General features: G+C 57.5%; 14 protein-coding genes. 5 read left to right on the top strand and 9 right to left on the bottom strand.

The genetic code is table 11. The features are described from left to right. Positions 1-17: 17 nt before the first annotated feature. Positions 18-5,471 (bottom strand): alpha-2-macroglobulin family protein, encoded by a 5,454-nt coding sequence (locus RBB44_RS07205; RefSeq protein WP_306146719.1) that lies wholly within the window; start codon positions 5,469-5,471, stop codon positions 18-20. Positions 5,472-5,651: 180 nt separating this feature from the next. Continuing rightward, positions 5,652-6,293 carry a ParA family partition ATPase gene (gene parA / locus RBB44_RS07200; RefSeq protein ID WP_040453249.1) on the bottom strand — a complete coding sequence of 214 codons (642 nt, stop codon included), beginning with the start codon at positions 6,291-6,293 and terminating at the stop codon, positions 5,652-5,654. Between the two features lie 220 nt (positions 6,294-6,513). On the opposite strand from parA, the gene RBB44_RS07195 reads away from it, so the two are divergent. Then, a complete protein-coding gene (locus tag RBB44_RS07195; RefSeq protein ID WP_306146718.1) occupies positions 6,514-8,055 on the top strand; it encodes a tetratricopeptide repeat-containing diguanylate cyclase in 1,542 nt (513 codons plus the stop codon). Between the two features lie 20 nt (positions 8,056-8,075). Here the strand turns inward: RBB44_RS07195 and RBB44_RS07190 are convergent, their stop codons facing one another. The 5 genes from RBB44_RS07190 to phnC all read right to left on the bottom strand — a co-directional run bounded on the left by RBB44_RS07190 (position 8,076) and on the right by phnC (position 13,565). After that, the gene (locus RBB44_RS07190; RefSeq protein ID WP_306146717.1) at positions 8,076-9,275 is read right to left on the bottom strand and encodes a lytic murein transglycosylase; all 1,200 of its coding nucleotides are present in this window, start codon (positions 9,273-9,275) and stop codon (positions 8,076-8,078) included. A gap of 212 nt (positions 9,276-9,487) precedes the next feature. Continuing rightward, complete coding sequence (gene phnE, locus RBB44_RS07185; RefSeq protein WP_306146716.1) at positions 9,488-10,822, bottom strand: phosphonate ABC transporter, permease protein PhnE; 1,335 nt, start codon at positions 10,820-10,822, stop codon at positions 9,488-9,490. 15 nt (positions 10,823-10,837) lie between these two features. After that, positions 10,838-11,686 carry a phosphonate ABC transporter, permease protein PhnE gene (gene phnE, locus RBB44_RS07180; protein WP_209173396.1) on the bottom strand — a complete coding sequence of 283 codons (849 nt, stop codon included), beginning with the start codon at positions 11,684-11,686 and terminating at the stop codon, positions 10,838-10,840. 72 nt (positions 11,687-11,758) lie between these two features. Next, complete coding sequence (gene phnD / locus RBB44_RS07175; RefSeq protein ID WP_306146715.1) at positions 11,759-12,676, bottom strand: phosphonate ABC transporter substrate-binding protein; 918 nt, start codon at positions 12,674-12,676, stop codon at positions 11,759-11,761. A 55-nt stretch (positions 12,677-12,731) separates the two neighbouring features. Next, positions 12,732-13,565 carry a phosphonate ABC transporter ATP-binding protein gene (gene phnC, locus RBB44_RS07170; protein WP_209173395.1) on the bottom strand — a complete coding sequence of 278 codons (834 nt, stop codon included), beginning with the start codon at positions 13,563-13,565 and terminating at the stop codon, positions 12,732-12,734. A 386-nt stretch (positions 13,566-13,951) separates the two neighbouring features. On the opposite strand from phnC, the gene RBB44_RS07165 reads away from it, so the two are divergent. The 3 genes from RBB44_RS07165 (at position 13,952) to RBB44_RS07155 (ending at position 16,395) form a co-directional block, all read left to right on the top strand. After that, positions 13,952-14,578, top strand: coding sequence for a DapH/DapD/GlmU-related protein (locus tag RBB44_RS07165; protein WP_306146714.1), 627 nt, complete (start codon positions 13,952-13,954; stop codon positions 14,576-14,578). Between the two features lie 526 nt (positions 14,579-15,104). After that, the gene (locus RBB44_RS07160; RefSeq protein WP_306146712.1) at positions 15,105-15,722 is read left to right on the top strand and encodes a helix-turn-helix domain-containing protein; all 618 of its coding nucleotides are present in this window, start codon (positions 15,105-15,107) and stop codon (positions 15,720-15,722) included. A 49-nt stretch (positions 15,723-15,771) separates the two neighbouring features. Continuing rightward, positions 15,772-16,395 (top strand): HD family hydrolase, encoded by a 624-nt coding sequence (locus RBB44_RS07155; RefSeq protein WP_306146710.1) that lies wholly within the window; start codon positions 15,772-15,774, stop codon positions 16,393-16,395. 61 nt (positions 16,396-16,456) lie between these two features. Here RBB44_RS07155 and RBB44_RS07150 read toward each other — a convergent pair whose 3' ends face one another. Further along, on the bottom strand, positions 16,457-17,476 hold the full coding sequence (locus tag RBB44_RS07150; protein WP_306146708.1) for a hypothetical protein: 1,020 nt from the start codon (positions 17,474-17,476) through the stop codon (positions 16,457-16,459). 281 nt (positions 17,477-17,757) lie between these two features. Here RBB44_RS07150 and RBB44_RS07145 point away from each other — a divergent pair, with 281 nt between their 5' ends. Next, positions 17,758-18,138, top strand: coding sequence for an STAS/SEC14 domain-containing protein (locus RBB44_RS07145; protein WP_306146707.1), 381 nt, complete (start codon positions 17,758-17,760; stop codon positions 18,136-18,138). Here the strand turns inward: RBB44_RS07145 and RBB44_RS07140 are convergent. After that, a complete protein-coding gene (locus RBB44_RS07140) occupies positions 18,128-18,916 on the bottom strand; it encodes a class II glutamine amidotransferase (RefSeq protein ID WP_306146706.1) in 789 nt (262 codons plus the stop codon). The genes RBB44_RS07145 and RBB44_RS07140 overlap by 11 nt on opposite strands. Positions 18,917-18,928 lie beyond the last annotated feature (12 nt).

Here is an 18,928-nt window from a genome sequence, read left to right as displayed (position 1 = left end):
CCACCGCACCGCTTTTTCTATCGGGTCGGTCCAAGCACCACGAACCGCGCGGTTTCCGTGATAGCCCGCCGGTCCGGCCGGTACATGTCTTCCACCGAGGCCGGTGGATGCTTGAACGTCCCCGGTGTCGCCGCCCGTGCCAGATACGCAAAGGTCAGCTCGCGGTTGCCCCAATTGCTTTCATCGACCGAGACTTCGAACCGGTCGGAATAGAACGCGCTGTAGTCCGGTTGGTCGATTGTGGAGAGGAATGACAAGCCTCCAAGATCACCGGACCGTACAAGGCGCGGATTGTCGATTGAAAGCCCTGCGGGCAAACGGTCGACGACCATCAACCTGCCCGGCTGATCAGAGAGCGGCCGTACGGTCAGAACAACTGCGATCCGGGTATTCACGGGCACCGCGGACGGGTCAATGACATTGCCATCGAGGTCATAGAGTGTCCGTTCGACGGCATAATCCTTGCCGCCGGCCGATTCCGGGCTAAGCGGCTGACCGGCAATCGACATCAGCACTTCAGTTGGCTTTTCGCCGGCGTTGCGGACATCCACCTGGCCGGACTTCAACTCGTCAAAGCCAAGTGTCCAGGCAAGCCGGCCCGGTGTTTCCACACCATCCACCGACAGGCGGGCCTCTTCCGCCGACTCGTTCAGCGCATTCGCTGCGAGCAGCAACCACGCCATATCCTGTGTTGACCGGCTCCGGGCGCTGCTGTCCACCGATGTCAGTTCTGAAACCGCGCGGGTGTTCAACTGCTCACTGACAGAAGCCGTCACCACATAATCAGTGACACCAGCCGCATCGCGAAGCTTTGATCCGAAGTCTTCCCGGTAGGTGCTGGATGCTGTCCGATCCAATGCATCAAGAGCGGCACTAAATCCGGTTGCGGCCCGCTCATCTTCGCCGTAGAGCGCAAGACCGGCCGCAAGCTGCGCCTTGGCGAGCGGTGTCGCAAAGTTCTGCAGTTTGGCATCCAGATAGTATCTGAGATCCCCCATGGAGGCCCGGCCATTGCGCGCCAGGACATAAAGCGCATAGGCAATGTCCTCACCACCACTTTCAAAGTCAGACGCGTAGGCAAGCCTGTTTTCCAGATTGTCGAGCGCGGACGTGAAGGCGAGATCTGGAACCAGGTAGCCCTTTTCCCGCGCCCGGGTCAGGAAGTCGGCAACATAAGCATCAAGCCAGGTTCCACCACTGCCATAGCTGCTCCAGAGCCCGAAGGATCCGCCAGAGGACTGATTGGCAAGAACGGCGGCAATCGCCTTGACCACCCGTTCACGAATTTCATCGTCTCCGCCAAGGCCGGCTGCTTCGGCAACGTCGCTCAAGTATAGCAGCGGTAACGCCCGGCTGGTGGTCTGCTCGGTACAGCCATACGGATACCGATCCAGTGCTGCTAGAAGGCCAGCGACATCTATGCGTGCCGCCCCACCGGCTGTCAGCGTGACCTTCACACTGTCTCCGCGCAGATCGTCAAAGCTGGCGGCGTCTAACTCAAGCTTGTTCCCCGGCGCCAAATCGAACGCGTAACTGCGCAGAACTTCAGGCTGGGTGTCCTTGATATCGAGATTGATCCGCTTGACGACGGTTTGGGCGTCGGGCCCGGTCAGGGAGGCAACGATTTCGGCGCTTCCCAGTGCGTCGCCGGCCGCCATCGGCAGAATGACTTGTGCTTTCTTGCCCGTCTCCAGATCGAGAACTCTGGGCTCGCTCGGACCGTCTCCGAGGCTCAACCCATTGCTTGCAGTCAGCTCCAGATCGTAAGCACCTGACGGGGCATCGACCGGGTCGATTTCCAAAACCAGCCGGGATGTATCGCCCGGGGCAAGAAAGGCCGGTGTGCTCGCCGTCATAACGACCGGCGCCCTCACCTCGATCTCTTGTTCCCCATGACCGACACCGGATTTGCTCCAGGCCACGGTGATCACGCGCAAGGCACCGTTAAAGTCAGGCACATCAAACGAGACGAGTGCCTCGCCATTGTCATCAACTTTCACAGGGCCTGAGAACAACGCCACAGGTTCATCATCCGGCGGCGGTGCATCCAAACGCATGCCCATGCCGTCCCCGCCGGAGCGAACCTTGCCCCGCGCGCCAGACATCCGGTCAATGAGCTGGCCATAAAGATCGCGGATATCGCTTCCGAGGCGGCGCTGACCGAAATACCACTTTTCAGGGGCTGGCGTTTCATAGGCCGTCAGGTTGAGTATTCCGACGTCCACCGCGGCAACCGTGATGTAAGCCTCTTCACCTGCGGCCAGATTGGCAAGTTGGACCGGAACATCCAGCCGGGTTTGTGGCCGGATCATCGACGGCAGATCCATCGCGACCTCAAGATCCCGATCCCCAGGATCAACCTGCAGCCAGGAGAGCCCCATGGCGCGCGACGGCATCTGGGCTTGATCAACGTCCATCGGCCGGTAGAGGCTGGCCGTGATGTAGGCCCCTGCTCCCCAGACCGCGTCCACCGGTATGTCGACCTCCGTTTCTTCCCCGGACACGTCCACGGTTTGGGTGGAGAGAAGACCGCCGGACACCACGTTGATCACGGCTGTACCCGCCATTTGCGGTTTCAAGCGAAGTTTTGCGATCTCACCTGGCCGGTAGTTTTCCTTGTCGAGCCCGACATCGAGATAGTCCGGCGTGTCGGATGTCGCATTGGCGGTGTACCAGCCCGCCTGGAAGGTCACTCGTGTTGCGGTCTGTAGCGTCCCGCTGCCTTCAATGTCCAGGCGGTACTCGCCCCATTCAACGGGAAGCGACAGACTGGCCGGCTGGGCTTCTGACACATCCAGGGTTCCTGCCGAGATCCGGCGGGTCGAGGTGATCGGCTCGTACGACCAGCGTCCATCGAGCCGGTACCATTGGTAGCGCCGGTCGACCTTGGACAGCGTCCAGTTCAAGCCGGTTGCTGCGATTCGCTCGCCGGTTTCGCCAATCACAATTATTGTAAAGTCGGCAGGACCACCCTCATCGACACCGCCGTCGAAGGCAGGCCGGATCCCAATGCGTGGCCCGTCGAGGCTGACTGGCAGATCCAGCGTCCGCTCAACATAACGTCCCCCGGTTTCCACAAGACGGGCGACAATCTCGGCGTCATAAAGACCCGTTGTCTCCGGCAGCTCCGGCAAATCGGCAGCGAAGGTCAACGCGCCTTGATCATCTGTTCGAAGCCCGGACGGCAAGCGCGTGCGCTCAGAATAAGCGTCCGAGTCTTCAATACCAAAACGATATCCCGGATACGCCTCCATCGTGCGCACCGGGCGCGCAATTACATCGCCTTCCAGCGATTGGCCACTTGCGGGCGATCCATACAGGAACTTTGCCGACAATGAGACGTCGATCGGTGCGGTTCGGCTGAAGGTTTCGGAGGCCGTTTCCAGCGAAAAATCAACCCTCTCCGGCTGATAGTCCTCGACAAGGAAGGTCTTGTCCGCAAGCGCTTCGCCGTCCGGATCCAGCAGGACCTGCCATGACCAGATGCCCTGTTGGGCGGTCGGGCTCAAATCAATGTCCTGAACATATCCGCCGAGACCGCCATCCTGCAGCGTGTACCGCGCATGTTCGACCCCGTCCGGGCGCCGGACAATGAATGTCAGCGGCAAACCGGTCTGCGCTTCGGCCTTCGCTGTTCTGAGCAAAGCCTGCGCATGAACGGTCTCACCAGCCTTGTAGATGCCACGGTCAGACCAGGCGAATACGTCCAAGGGACCGGGTGCCGGGCGTCCGTCGACGCCGCGGTCTGACAGATCAAAGGCGGGTTTGCGCAAATCAAGGAAGCCGTAATCGCCCTCTGCCGTTTCTGCGACCAGAATGCCGGGCGCACTGCCCCCACGCCCAAGGGTGAGACCTGCGGCGAACCTGGCAAACCCGTCCACATCGGTTTCACTTGTTCCGAGGATCTCGTTGTTGACAGCCATCAACCGGACACTGACGCCTGTGAGCGCCTCAGCGCTGGACAGGGACCGGACATTCGCGGCAATTCCATCCGTGCCGGACATGGCGGTCAGCCCAAGATCAGAAACGAGGAACCACTGTGTTGCGAGCGGGCCCCACTGGTTCTTCACGTCCAGCTTTGACCTTGCGGTCATGGCGTAAATCCCGGGCTTAATCTCAAGCCCGATTTCGGATAACGGGATGGCCGTCGTGATGTCCTGATTGAGTTCATTGCCGGTCTCGACGACACCGCTCCAGACCTTTTCTCCGAGATCTTCCTCGATCTGGTCAGCCTGATAGCCGCCCAGTTGGCGCAGGAAGCGGTTGTCTCTCAGGACATCGGCCACTGACCGGTCGCCGATCCGGTAGATGGTTGCCTCAACTTCGTTGGTATTGACCGAAACGATCGGGATGGTCGGATCCCCACCTGCGGGAAGCACATAAGAGCGGCCAAGGAAGTTGACCGACGGGCTGCGGTCCCGGACGTAAATCGAGAGATCTGAAGACTTTTCGAGCACTTCTCCGTCAGCTGCTGGCAGGCCGCTACGTGCAGTCAGTTGATAGCGCGCGCCGTGGCGCACACCTTCGGCGCAAGCCTGAGATCCATCGGTTTCAATCGATACTGTTCCGTCGCCCCGGACAGAAACATACGGGCTCAGATCTTCCCCGACCGGCAGCTTTTGCGAAAACACCAGACAGATCCGCGGCGTTGCACTGTCCGAATCGACCTGATGATCGACGATCCGGAAGCCATGCTCCGCCATCAGTTTGTCGTAGCGCCGGCGGACGGAGCCCCGTTCTTCGAGTGCAAGCGAGGCACGGAGAGACTTGATGGCTGCTTTGTAGTTTTGTCGAAGGGAAAGACCGCGACCCAGATATTCTAGCGCAAAGGCCTGTTCCTCAGGCGTTCCAGCCCGCAAATAGGCGTTGACCGCGGCCGAGACGAGGTTCTTGCGCTTCGTTTCCCGCTCCTGCCAATCGTTTGGGTCTTGCAGAATGAGCGCTGTCGACAGTTGAACCCACGGATCGAACCGCGCTGGGTCCAAGGCGATCAGCTGGAGAAAATCGGCCTCTGCCAGAGCGTTGTTGTTGTTGGCAAGCGCATTTGAACCATTGCGGCGGATTTCATCTGCATCGGTGCTGTTTGGCCGGACCGTCTCTTCGATCCGCTGCAAATAGGTTTCCGCTGCTTCCAAGGTCTCACGGCTTAAAAAATCAAGCTCAGCCTTTCTTTCACCAGTGGTCGCAAAGGTCGATCTCTGGACCTCCACCACGCGGCCGGCAACCGCACCGGCAAAACTCTGCATCTGCCCGGCGGAGGATTTAAGAAAACACCACCCGGCACTGGTGTTGTACGTGAAGGCTTGGCACTGGTTGTCGCTGAGACACGCCGACTTGCAGCCATCAAGGTCGACATCCTTGACCGTCTGATAATCACCGCCGAAGAAATCCGCGTCCTCAATGGTGACGATCCGTCTGTCTTGGGCGTTGGCTGTTTCGGTGAACCCACCGAGTGCCATCCCGCCGGTCAAGAGTGCTCCAGCGACTAACAAAGAGAATCTGAAAACAGACCTATCTGATTGATTTTGATAAGAATAATTCAAAGAACGCCACATGGCCTGTCCTCCCGGGCCGAATAACTCAAGCTATGAAGGCACCGGAAGATGACGAGGACAAGGCAATTTTTCTGAAATGCAAACCTGGAGGCAGGTTCAGCCGACGCGGGAGACCAGCTCTTCAATCAATAGATTGACCTCCTGAGCAGCTTTGCTGGATGGTGCATTTTCAGTCACGGACGCTCCCCGGCCCATGGCAGACGCAAAAACGGTCCGGTTACCAAGGCGTGCCCCCAAGGTGTCATAGCCGGATGCGGCGATGGCATCGGCCATTTCGCCGGTCAGCGAGGCCCGCGGCGGCACCCGGTTCATGACCAGGAGCGCTGGCGTATCTTCCCGGGCTGCCAGATCGATGGTCTGGGATGTTGCCCAAAGGTCAACAGGCGTTGGCTGGATCGGAACGATCACGAAGTCGGCAGCATCAATTGCGGGCTTGGCATCCGTATCCGTTTTCGGCGGCGTATCGATGATGACATAACCGTGCGAGCGCGCCAGAGACCGGGCTTCCCGGCGGGCACCCCATCCGGAGGCAGTCCGGAATTCCAGACCGGTCTCATCCTCCCCGAGCGTTTCTTCGCGGGCCTCATACCAGGTGCCCAACGAGCCTTGCGGATCCACATCGAGAATGGCGACCGGCTCCCCGGATTTGGCTGCCAGTGCAACAGCAAGATGTGCCGCAAGGGTTGTCTTACCGGACCCGCCTTTTTGTTGTGCAACTGTAAGAATTCGTCCGGACATCAACACCTCCATGCTTCGCCGCCATATTGCGCCGCACTCTTTCGCATTGCAACACGTAGAAAACCGTGTTTCGTTAACCCATACATCATTTGTACCAGTGATAATTATATCCATAGGTTGTGCAACTATTCGGAGATTCAACCTGACAAGCTTGCAAGCTAGGACATGGGCGCTGCGCTGGAGAAACCCGGCACTTTGCAGGGCACTTTTGGAAAAAGCCATGGATGCTCGGACAGTGCCGGCCTTGGATGGACGGCCGCTGGCCTTCAATCTATCCTGGCTGGAACGTTGGCGCGGCAACTTCAAATCCGCCGGTGAGCTGGCGGATGTCGCCTTCCAGTCCATGTCAAAACAGTCCGATCCGGAAGGTTGGGCAGAACTTCTCGTGGTCAAGGCCGTTTGCGCCTACAGCCTCGGTGATCACAAGCTCGCAGACGAATTCCTGAAGGACGGTTTTGAAACGCTTGGCCCGCATGCGGAGAGCGGTGCCGGTATTGAGGTGCTGACCATCCTGGCAACCTTGCGCCAATACTCGGAAAACTATGACGAGGCCCTAACGCATCTTCGAGACGCCTTGCAGATCGCAGAGGATGCCGGTCTTTATTTCGAGCCCGGGCGCGTGTTGCATAATCTTTGCCGCGTCAATTGCCTTGCCGGAAACATTGATGCTGCGCTCGATGCAGGCCGGCAAAGTGTCGAACAGAACCGGTCGCGGCGGAACGCGATCATGCTGCCCTATGCCGAAGAAGTTTATGCCGGCGCGCTTGTTGCCAGCGGAGACTATGAAAAGGCCCGCGAAGAAGCTGAAAAAGGGCTGACAGCAGCTGTATTCAGCGATGATCCGCGGGTCACTTGCCAGCTGCATTTTGCAATCGGTTCAAGCTACCTGAAAGAAAACTGTCCGGCGGACGCGCTGAAGGTCTTCGAACAGGGCCTTACAGAAGCTACCGTGTTCGATTATCACCTCTGGATCCGGAACTTTCACCTGCACCTCTCCCAGACACACGAAGCGATGGGCACATTCCAGCAGGCACTCGCACATCTCAAAGTCTATGCCGAGATGCAAGCGACACAGTTCAAGGTTGAAGCACACCGGCAAAGCTATGAACTGCGCAGCCAACTGGAGTATCAGCTCGCCCGCCGCAGTGCGGAATACGAACGCGAGCTTCGCGATCAAAGCGTCCGGCTGAATACAGAATTGGTCCAGGCCAATGAGACGCTGCAGATGCTGAACCGGCGCATTGAACACAACGCCCTACACGATGCGCTGACCGGCATCGGTAACAGGCGCATGATGACCCAGTATTTCGGCCGGGCGGAACAGTCCGATAACGGCGCTAAAGAAATTGCGGCCCTTCTCATCGACCTTGACGGCTTCAAATCCATCAATGACCGGTTTGGTCACGCAACAGGCGATGAAGTGATCAAGGTCATCAGTGAGCGCTTGAGAACGCTCCTGCTTGACCAGGAACTCCTGGTGCGCATGGGCGGCGACGAGTTTCTGGTGGCCTCAACGGTAAGAACGGATCAAGACGAGCTTTCAAAGCTTGCCCATGACATTCTTGAGTGTATCAATCAGCCGATAGATTTGCCTGGCGATCAAGGGGCGGTCGGTGCGAGTATCGGGATTTCTGTCACAAGAATCCGGCCAAATCTGGAACGCAGCCTTCTTCAGGCAGCGGACGAGGCGATGTATGCCGCCAAACGCTCTGGCCGAAATCAGGCGTTCATGGAACCGCTTCCCGCAAAAACCGGCTCATAAAGCTTCCAAGACTGTTCTTTCTACCGCCCACCGAGTGCGTAATAGACATTCCAGGAGGGGCGGCCGGTGACGGGCATGCCGTATTCTGCTTCAGCAGCCCGGATGCCCTTGCGGGTCATCGGGCCAACCTTGCCGTCGGGCTCACCAACATTGAAGCCGTTCCTGTTCAAAAGCTTTTGCAGCTCCAAACGCTGCGCTCTGGAAAGACCGGGATTGTCCGTCGGCCACGGCGTCATGATCGGATCGCCACCGGAAACAAGCTCAGACAGCACTGCGATTGCGAGACCATAAGACGTCGACGCGTTGTAAGATCTGAGCGCCTTGAAATTGCGCGTCACGAGGAATGCCGGGCCGTTCGCGCCTGCCGGCCGGATCAACGCCGTGTCGGCCTTGCTTTTAAAGGTGCTGCCGTCGAGATTTCTAAGACCGCGTTTGGTCCAGGTGCTCATGGAGGCATAGTTCTTGCGGCCCGACGGGCCGGAATAGCCCTTAGGCACCTTCACCTCAAAACCCCACAAACGGCTGTTGCGCCATCCAGCATTTTTCAGGAAGTTCGCCGTGGATGCCAACGCATCCGGAACAGAGTTCACAAGGTCCTTGCGCCCGTCTCCGTCAAAATCGACCGCAAGACTGGCAAACGTTGTCGGCATGAACTGGGTTTGTCCGAAGGCGCCGGCCCATGAACCTTGGAAGTCGTCCATCCGAACATCGCCGCGCGAGGCAATCTGAAGCGTTTTCATGAGCTCGCCGCGAAAATACTTCTGTCGGCGTTTGCCGGCACACACCAGATTGGCAAGGGCGTGCGGCGTATAAAAATCCCCGCGGAAATTGCCGTAATCGCTCTCAATTCCCCAGACCGCCAAAACGATGTGCTTGTCGACGCCGTAACGTTTTTCGACAGCATCCAGTGTCCGCGCATGCTTTTTCAGGTTGGCCTTTCCATCCTGAATCCGCTGCGGGTCGACGAGAAACGCCATGTAGTCCCAGATTTCGGTCTTGAACTCCGGCTGAGCCGTTGAAAAGCGGATGACTTTCTCGTCGTATTTCGCGCCTGATAGCATCTTCTGGGCAACTTCCGGTCGGACGCCTGCCGAAATCGCTTGCTGTTTCAGCGATGCAACGCAGCTTTCAATGGCCAAGGCAGGCGTTGAAAGGGTGGCCGCCCCCAAAACCGCCAACATCATGACCGAAGAGAAAACACCTGAAGATCTTCGCCGCATACCCAGTCCCGCTAGCTTTTGAATCACCTTGCGGAAACGCTGCCACGGGACCGCGACCGAAATGCGGCAGGAAGATGAACTTGGTCGTTATCAAAGGAATTCAGACGAACAGGCGCCCTTTCGAGGCCGTTAAACCAAAAATCCCGGCTTGGAGCCGGGACTTGTTTTCTACCCTGTAGGTCCCGGCTCAAGGCCGGGACTGCTGCGATGCATTATTTACCTTCGATCAGCTTACGGCGCAGCCAGCTGGAGGTCTGATCCATCAAGATCACGACAACAATGGTCAGAATGATGATGTAGCTGGTGTTCTCCCAGTCGCGGGAGGTTTTCATGGTTTCCACCAGCATCAAGCCGATACCGCCAGCCCCAAGCGCGCCGATAACCGTCGCCGAACGGGTGTTCGATTCCAGGAAGTAGAGCACTTGGGAAACAAACACCGGCAGGATCTGCGGAATAACGCCGAACCGGTACCGCTGGATCTGATTTGCGCCGGTGGCACGCACGCCTTCGACCTGTTTGTTGTCAATGTTTTCCAAAGCTTCGGAGAAGAGCTTACCGAGCGTTCCCGTATCCGTAAAGGCAATCGCCAGCGCACCGGTCAACGGTCCAAGACCGAAGGCACGGATGAAGATCAGTGACCAGATCAGCATGTCGATGCCACGCAGGAAGTCGAAGAGGCGCCGGACCCCGAACCTCAGGAACATCGAGGGCGTGAAGTTCCGGGCCGCGAGAAACGCGAGCGGGAGGCCGAACAAGGCAGCAGTGATTGTCCCAAGCACCGCCATCATGATCGTTTCAAACAGCGCTACGAAAATCTCACCGTGCTGCCAGTCCGGGTTCTCCAGGAAGTCCTGAACCATGTACCAGAGATTTGAGTAGTCCGGGTTTAGGCGATCAGCGCTCAAGGCAAGCGCATAAAGCTGGCTGAACGACTTGCCGTAAAACTCCGAGTCGAACGGGAACCAGAAGTTTTCCCAACCACCGAAGTAGTTGTGCACCTCGATCTTTGTCCGGGTGACCTGCACCCGGCGGTCAAGGGTCGGACGGGCGTCAAGTTTCTTCGGATTGGTCAGAAGCCACTCCGGAACATCCCCTTCCGGTAGTTCGATATCGACACCATCGCTGGTTGCCTGACCGATGATGGTTCCGTAGCCCGGAACTGTGAACGACATCCGGTTGCCGATGATCTCGACAAGATACCCTTCACCAAGGTCGACAAACGCATCCTTGCCGTCGACTTCGACCCAGTCCGGCAGATCCGCTTCGTCGTAGGTTGCGCGGCGCTCACCTTCGATTGCGACCTCGAGAATGTCGCGGCGAAGCAACTTGGTGACATGAACTTTATAGGCAACTGAATCTGTTGCCAGAATAACGGCTCGCTCCGGCTGGGCCTTTGCAAGGAGATCCGGCACGCCAAAGGCGAACCATGTGTAGGTCAGATAGGCAAGAATTCCGAGCGGGACGAGGATCGTCAGCCACGCGCGGCGACGCACTTTCGACCAGACATCTTGCGGTGTGACAACCTTTTCGAGGGTATCGGTGGACATGTTCGCTGATCCCTCTTAGTGCGCTCTGCCGGCGCCGACCAGTTTGCCGCGCAGATAAGACGAAGCCTGATCGATAATCATGATGGTGACGAAGAGGAGAACGAAGATCGCGGCGGTTTCATCGCCGGCGCCCTGCCCCCATCCGATGGTGCGCCGAAGCTCCTGACCGATCCCGCCGGCCCCGACGAAGCCAAGAATCGCGGAAGCCCGCACGTTGATCTCAAGACGCAGCAGAAAGTAGCTCAGGTAGTTCGGCGCCACTTGCGGCATCACTGCGTACCGGATGCGTTGCAGCCAGTTGGCACCGCAGGCAGACAAGCCTTCAATCGGCTTGCGGTCGATGTTCTCGTTGACTTCGGAGAACAGTTTGCCCAGCGCACCGGCCGTATGAAACGCGACGGCGATCATGGCTGGAACCGGGCTGGAGCCGAGAACAAAGATGAGGAACAACGCGATGATCAGTTCCGGAAAGGCGCGCATAATATCCATCATACGGCGGACGACCGGGATCAACGGGCCCCAGCTGTCGACGTTGCGCGTGGAGGCCATGGCGAGGACGACGGCCATGGCAGCCCCCAAAAGCGTCGCAACGGCCGCGATGTTCAAGGTTTCCAGCATGGCTGGGAGATATTGGATGATCAGACCAAAAAACGCCGGTCCGGCTTCCCAGGCTTCAAGCACGATCTCGCCTGGATAATCGAAAAACTTGCTCAGGCCCTGCAGAAAACCGCCGGAGTTCATGTCGTTGGATTTCGAGTATCCCGAAACCATAACGGCAACGACCAACAAAAGTCCGATCAGCGAATAGAGCTGACGGCGTTTGCGTAAGGAGAGGATTTCCTCTTCCATTGCAGCGACGGCCATCTTCAATGTCCTTTAAACGTCACGCATAAAAAACGCGGGCCGGAAACCGGCCCGCGCGCTATTCAAGAACGCTTAGTTCTTGCTCTTTGCCTTACGAGCTTCAACGATGTTGACGTAAGCTTCGTGAGTGATCGGCATGAAACCTTTGGTCTCACCGGCAGCAACGCCGTATGCGCACTCAGGGTCCAGAGAGTTTAGGGACGCCATCAGAGCGGTCATTTTGATTTTGACGTCTTCCGGAAGCTTCTTGGAGAGAACGATCGGGCCTTCCGGGATCACCGGCGAACGCCAGATTTCACGCAGTTCGGTCATGTCGACCAGGCCAGCATCGGACGCCTTACGCAGAGCGCCGGAGTTGTAGCCGTCTTCCCACTCACCAAGACCATCGGCCCAGGTTACACCAGCGTCGATGTCGCCGTTGGAAACAGCAACGATGGTCTGCTCGTGACCGCCGGTGAACTTAACGTCGCCGAAATAGTCGCCCGGCTCCATCGAGTAGCCTTCCTGCGGGATGGCGATGGACGGGATCAGGTAACCGGACGTGGAGTTCGGGTCACCAAAGCCGAAAACCTTGCCCTTCATGTCGGCGAGCGAGTTGATTTCAGCATCGTTGCGGGCAAAACCGATGGAGTAGTAGCCGTAGCCGCCATCAACGTTGACCTTAACCAGAACCGGGTCAACAGCTTCCGGATCGGTCAGGTAGACTTTTGCGTAGCCGGACGCGCCAAGCCAAGCCATGTCGAGGTTGCCGCCGAGCAGGCCTTCGATCACGCCGTTGTAGTCAGCCGGTGCGAAAAGCTTGACCGGAACGCCGAGCAGGTCAGCGGTCTTTTCTTCAAGGCAGGTGTAAGCACGCAGACGGTCGGAAGCGTTTTCGCCGCCGAGGATGCCGATGCGGAATTCGGAGATTTCTTCAGCAACGGCAGCGGTTGCGTTCAGAGCGATCATGCTGACTGCAGCCAGCGCAGCAACTTTGGAAACCAGTTTCATTTGGGACACTCCCCCGAGGGTTCACAATTGATGACGATGATTTGGGAGCAGACGGTCAGCCCGCTGCTGCCGCCGGGGTCATCACACCGGCGGATTCTTGAGAGCCGGATTTACCGGCATCGATGGCGGTTGATGTTGCCGCTTCATTGAAGCTTTCATCGGCGCCATAAATCTCGCGCGCCACGTCTGTGGTCAGGGCGTCTGGCGCACCATCAAAAACGATGAAGCCATCGCGCATGCCGATCACGCGGTCACAGTAGGTGCGTGCGGTGTCGAGCGTATGCAGATTGCAGATGACGATCTTGTTGTCGCGTTCGTGGATTTCCCGCAGCGCGTCCATGACGATCTTTGCATTCATCGGATCAAGCGAGGCGATCGGCTCGTCGGCCAGGATCATATGCGGATCCTGCATGAGCGCTCGTGCAATCGCCACGCGCTGCTGCTGACCGCCGGAAAGCTCTTCGGCCCGTTTGGGTGCCTCCTGAGCAATGCCTAGCCGGTCCAGCGCGGCAAGTGCGGTTTTCACGTCGTCTTGGTCGAAGATATTAAAGAGGCTCTTGAGCGTGCCGTGGCCATTCAGACGGCCGAGCATCACGTTGGTCACCACATCCAAGCGCGGCACAAGATTGAACTGCTGGAACACCATGGCGCAGTCGCGCTGCCAACGGCGCATCATGCCGCCCTTAAGGCTCAGAATATCGCGGTCATTGAAGAGGATCTGACCGGAGGTCGCCGGCGTCAGCCGGTTGATCATGCGCAGCAAGGTCGATTTGCCTGCACCGGAGCGGCCGATAATGCCAACCATCTGCGGTTTGTCGATGTTGAAAGATACCTTGTTCACCGCAGTCCGGGACCCAAAGGTCTTGGTGACGTCCTGAAATTGAATCACGCGGCAGCCCTGTCCGTGTTTGTTCGTATTTGCTGCGCGACAAGAGCCATTCGAGCGTAACAACGCGATGACAGCTATTTATCAGTCCCTTGAAGAAACGATGACATTTCAATGACAAGAGCCTACCGGGACACACACAGCGCCCGGACAAGGCTTTATTTTCCTGCTTCCTCAGAGGGTTCTGCATGGCTCGGCAAATCATGGTTGCAAGAGAAGAACAAAGCCCGAGAAGCGTGTTTCCGCGCTGAAATATTGGTCAGGGTGCTTCGAACCGGCTGAAACTGAGGAAAAGAGAAAGAGTTCATGGATACGTCATCAAAGCGTCACGCGTCATGATGTGACCAAAGCTATCCATCTGCGCCTGTCACAAACCAATGGAACAAGCAATGTCCGCACCGCACCAAAAACCCGGCCTGACCGAAGCCCCCAATATTCACCCAGACGCGGTCGTTCAAAACTGTGAGCTCGGAAGGTGGACGGAAGTCGGCGCGCTGACCGAAATGCGGGAAAGCCAGATGGACGATTACTCCTATATCGTTCAGGAGGGGGATGTGGTCTGGTCAACCATCGGCAAGTTTTGTTCGATTGCCCGGCGGGTGCGGCTCAATCCTGGCAATCACGCCACCTGGCGCGCGTCACAACATCACTTCACCTACCGGGCGGCCGCCTATGGGCTGGGTGATGATGACCAGGAGTTCTTTCAATGGCGCAACGACGATTGGGTCACAATCGGGCACGATGTCTGGATCGGTCATAATGTGACGGTTCTGGCCGGGGTCACAATCGGGACCGGCGCTATCGTTGCCGCAGGCGCGGTCGTGTCGAAAGACGTTCCGCCCTATACGATTGTCGGCGGTGTTCCGGCGAAACCAATCAAACGCCGGTTTACGGAAACCCAGGAAGAAGCTCTGATGGAAATCGCCTGGTGGGACTGGAGCCACGATCAGCTGAAGGATCGCTTGCCCGATTTTCGCAACTTGCCCATCGATGGATTCATAGAGAAGTATCGCTGACCTATTATTTTGCCGGAAAATCATTTCTTAACTTGCATTTGATTTCCGTAAGGGAACTCAACTTACTACAAGGCCGGCATTTCTGCGACGTTCAGACGAAAGAGATGACTTTCCCCACAAGTCACAATGGTTAACAGGGGCGATTCGACAGCAGCAAGTTCCTGTGGTGAACTTCAATCAACAGCACGGCAGAGACCTGTTTCGGACCGCCAACCAAAGCATACGGTTTTTGTCATCGCTGTCTGGGCACAGTCCCAAGGGGCCGCTTGCGGCTCTCGCGGACCGGCTGTGAGGCACCCAGTTTGCGCTTGATGCGGAGCGCTCCGCAGCCAGCGCCCCGGCTCTCCGGTGAGCAGCGGGTTATCTGCAATATCGGTGCAGGCTTCAAATCTCTTCGGGGATGAGGGGTCGGCAGGCACCAGATGTCTTCGGAGATCTGATGTCGAGTTGAGATCAAGACGGACTATCGATCCCGCTTCGGCAGGCTTCCGGGTCCGATAACCTTGACCTGAACAGGGGGGTGTTGGTGAAAGCCGACACCCTTTCTGTTTTCTGCTACAGTCACCCCAATATGAGCTTGGACATCATCCCAAATCCGCGAAACCTCGGCCCGTCCCTTCGCCGCTGGCGGGTGCTCAATCGTGTCAAACAGCAGGCATTGGCCGATGAGCTCGGGGTGTCGCAATCCAAAATCTCACGCTGGGAGAGCGGTGCTTCGGAGCCTGACGGGCTTGACCGCTCCAAAGTGGAGCGGCTGTTGCTCGCCCGACCCAACAGTGCAGCGGACAGGGCCTTGGTGGAGCTTGTGAGCAGCAACAGCGCGCCGGTTCATCTGGTGTGCGATCTCAGCCACCGGCTGCTCGCCGTCTCGCCTGCCCGTGCGCGAGACTGGCATACGGGTGTTCAAGAACTGATGGACCGACCGCTTTGGCCTTATGCGTCGGAAGGAATCCAGACCGCAGAACACAGCCTTGGCGCAAAGGGTTGGTTCGAACCTCACGCACCGGATATCGTGTTTTCAACGGAGCGCGCGGATTTCCCGGAGATGACGATCCCGGAAAGCCGGATCAGGATCACGCGACTTGCCCTGTCCGACGGACGCTTTGCCCGGCTTGTGCGGGACGACCCCGGCCAGTTTGCATAAAATATTCAGCGTGTCGTCAAGCGGTGTTGGCCGGAGTAAACTTTCGCCCATGAACAGCGAAACCGACGGCAACCACGCCCCCTTTATTGACCATCGCCGGCTGACCGGTCTTCTTGCCTTTTTTCAGGCAGCCGAACAGCTCAAGGACACTTTGCGATCCGGCACCAGCCGGAGCGGACGAGCGGAGAGTACTGCGGAGCACAGTTGGCGGCTGTGTTTGATGGTTCTGCTCTTTGAGAAAGACATCATTGGTGTCGATATCAAAAAGCTGCTCAAGTTGTGTGTTCTTCATGATCTTGGCGAAGCAATCTCTGGTGATGTTCCGGCCCCGCACCAATCGGACGGTGACAACCGGCAGGAACGCGAAAGACAGGACTTTCAAGCGCTGTGTGCCGATCTGCCTGATGACGTGGCCGATGATTTCATGGCGCTTTGGGATGAATACGCCGATGCCGTGACACCGGAAGCGCAACTTGCCAAAGCGTTCGACAAGCTGGAAACCATGCTGCAGCACCATCTCATGCCGGGCGCCGATGCCGATTTCCATGCCTTCAATTTGAGTTATGGACGCGACCGGACTGACGTCTTTCCCCTCACCCGCCAGATCCGCGAAGGGATCGACGCGCGAACGAAAGAGCTCATAGAAGACCGTCAAAGCGCCCAAAAAGCTTAGGCGGCGTACGTATCAGATCCTTAGCTCTTGTCCAGTCATGGCAGATATGCACCGATTGCGGTCAGATATTGACGACCAGCCCGGTCGTATCAGCTGTCACTCCGCCAGACTTGGCTTTTACGGTTTCGGACTTGGCCGCCACCGTCGTTTGAGCTGCGCTGACAGTGGTGCTTTCCGCCTTCAGCTGCGCGATTTCTGCCACCATCTGCTTGATCTTTGCGGCCATGGTCTCGTTGCTGACCACAAGGGTTTTCAGCTTGACCGCCATTTCTTTCAGATCAACTTCACTGCCGGTCACTTCGGCCGCGACACCGACAATATCGACTGTAACAGCTGCAACACCGACAGCGATGGTGGCATTGATTTCGGTTGTGGCTCCCATCCCGATGCTCAGGTCACCGCCACCGAAAATCGCCAGCGACCCACCGAAGGTCATGTCGATGCTGTTGCCTTCGGTGAAACTCTTAGTGTTGCCGGAATTGTATTCGTACGTGTCACCCGCAATCGTCTTGGTTTCCTCCTTGGCGTTGGTCTGGATGACGCCAGAGCCGTCGCCTGCAGACAAAGTGATGTCCTTGCCCGCCCCGCTGGAGATGGAAACGACTTCTGCGGACGAGGTCATTTCCAGTTTGCCTGAGCTCGTTACCGACGCTGCCCCGTCAACATTCAGCGTATAATCACCATTGACTTGCTGACTGAAATCAGCGGTTTCCACATACATCTTCTCCTCAGCCTTCACCAGGATCCGGCCGTCACAGGCCAACAGGATCCCGTCACCGCCGCCGGATGCATTCTTGTAGGCCTCCGCATTGCTGCCTTCGTCAGCAATATATCGTTGCGGATACCACTCATCGAGATCATCGGCTTGAAACGCCTGTTCTTCGATGTCGGCATATTCGCCAAGACGCAAGACGGCTCCGAGGCGGTGTTCATCCTCGTCTGAGCTCGTTGACGGCACATAAAAGTAACAGCTGCGGCTTGAATCCATGCGTGTGGCCGCATTGCTCGCAGCGCTTGCCGCTGTGTTGTCCAGGTTCGCTGCGTCCGGGTCGTAAAATCCATTCCAGTCAGCCAGCGCCATTGAACGTCTCCACGTCTCTTCTTGTTTTCAACGGATCACAACAAACGCGACCACCTTTCGGCAGCCGCGCTTTTCTATGACTGATAGTTTAACGGGCGCATTTTAAGGGCGGATTAGCAGCTTCACTCGAGTTTTCGTCAGATTGTTAGACAGCATTAACCAATTCAATGGCGATGGCATTCAACCCAAACCGTAAGCACAAACCCGGATCGCCTTGAACGCGGGTCCAGCGATCGTCAAATAAACTTGCAGCTGCTTACAAACAACTCGGGAGGTCTGGAATGTACGAGATTTTGCCACGCAGCGACGGAGCCGTTCTCGGCGTAAAAGTCTCTGGCACGCTAACGATAGAGGAAGAAAAAGAGCTGATTGCCAAGGCAGATGAGCTGGTCTCAACCTATGGAAAGGCCAGTTTTCTGGTCGTTCTCGGCGACCATGTCGGTGTCTCGCTGAAAGCGGTGGCGTCCGACATCAAGTGGCTTATGACCCATATGGACAAGATCGCGCGGGTTGCTGTCGTAACGGACAGCCAGTTTGTCTCGACCCTTGTGGACATAGACGCCACCTTTGCAACCCTGGTCGGTATCAAGGAAAAACACTTTGCGACCGCCGAACTCGACGCCGCCTGGGACTGGATCGAAGAAACGATGCCTACGCCGTGAGCAACTCTTCGTCGCTCAGGAAAGCACATTGCTCGACCTTGCCACCGGAGACCGTGATCATGTGGCCATGCGGAACTTCCATCCAGCAGTTCCGCGCCTCGTCCAGCGGTTCGGAGACCACCATGACGCCGTCGTTGAACTCGCGGTAATAGAGGGTCGGCGGATACCGGTCTGATGCGTACCGCGCGGCATAAAGTGTTTCGCCATCCGACCAGGCAGAGGCAAAGCGCATGTGCGGCGTGCAGCCCGAATATTTGGACAGCGCTTCGGCTTCATGAACCGCGCGGGCCATGGCCGCGCGCGGGTGATGTTTGAGCCCATAAGCGAGCGCAATCAAAAAGAGGCTCTCGCTGTCGGTGCCGCCCATGCGGTCGCGATAAAGATCGTCCGGGATCATATTGTCGAGCCGCCGGCGGACCTTGTCATATCCGCCGATTTGACCGTTGTGCATGAACGTCCAGCGATCGAAGGTAAACGGATGACAGTTGTCCCGTGTCGTTGCCGTACCGGTCGATGCGCGAACATGGGCCAGGAAATGCCCCGACCGGATGTGCTTTGCGATCTGCAGCAGGTTCGGGTCCGACCAAGCCGGGCGCACATCCTTGTAAAGACAGGCCGTTTCCTTCTCGCCATACCACGCAACGCCAAACCCGTCGGCGTTCACCGATGTTTTGCAAGACGTTGCATTGCGGCTCTGATCGATCAGCGAATGCTCCGGATCGCAGATCACCTCTTCCAGATATTTCGGAGCCCCGCTCCAGGCAGCCCATCGGCACATGATCGCTCGTAA

Source organism: Roseibium sp. MMSF_3247 (genome assembly GCF_030733765.1).
Classification (GTDB): domain Bacteria; phylum Pseudomonadota; class Alphaproteobacteria; order Rhizobiales; family Stappiaceae; genus Roseibium.
The sequence above is the reverse complement of the archived record's forward strand: the minus strand, read 5'-3'. Positions and strand labels throughout refer to the sequence as shown.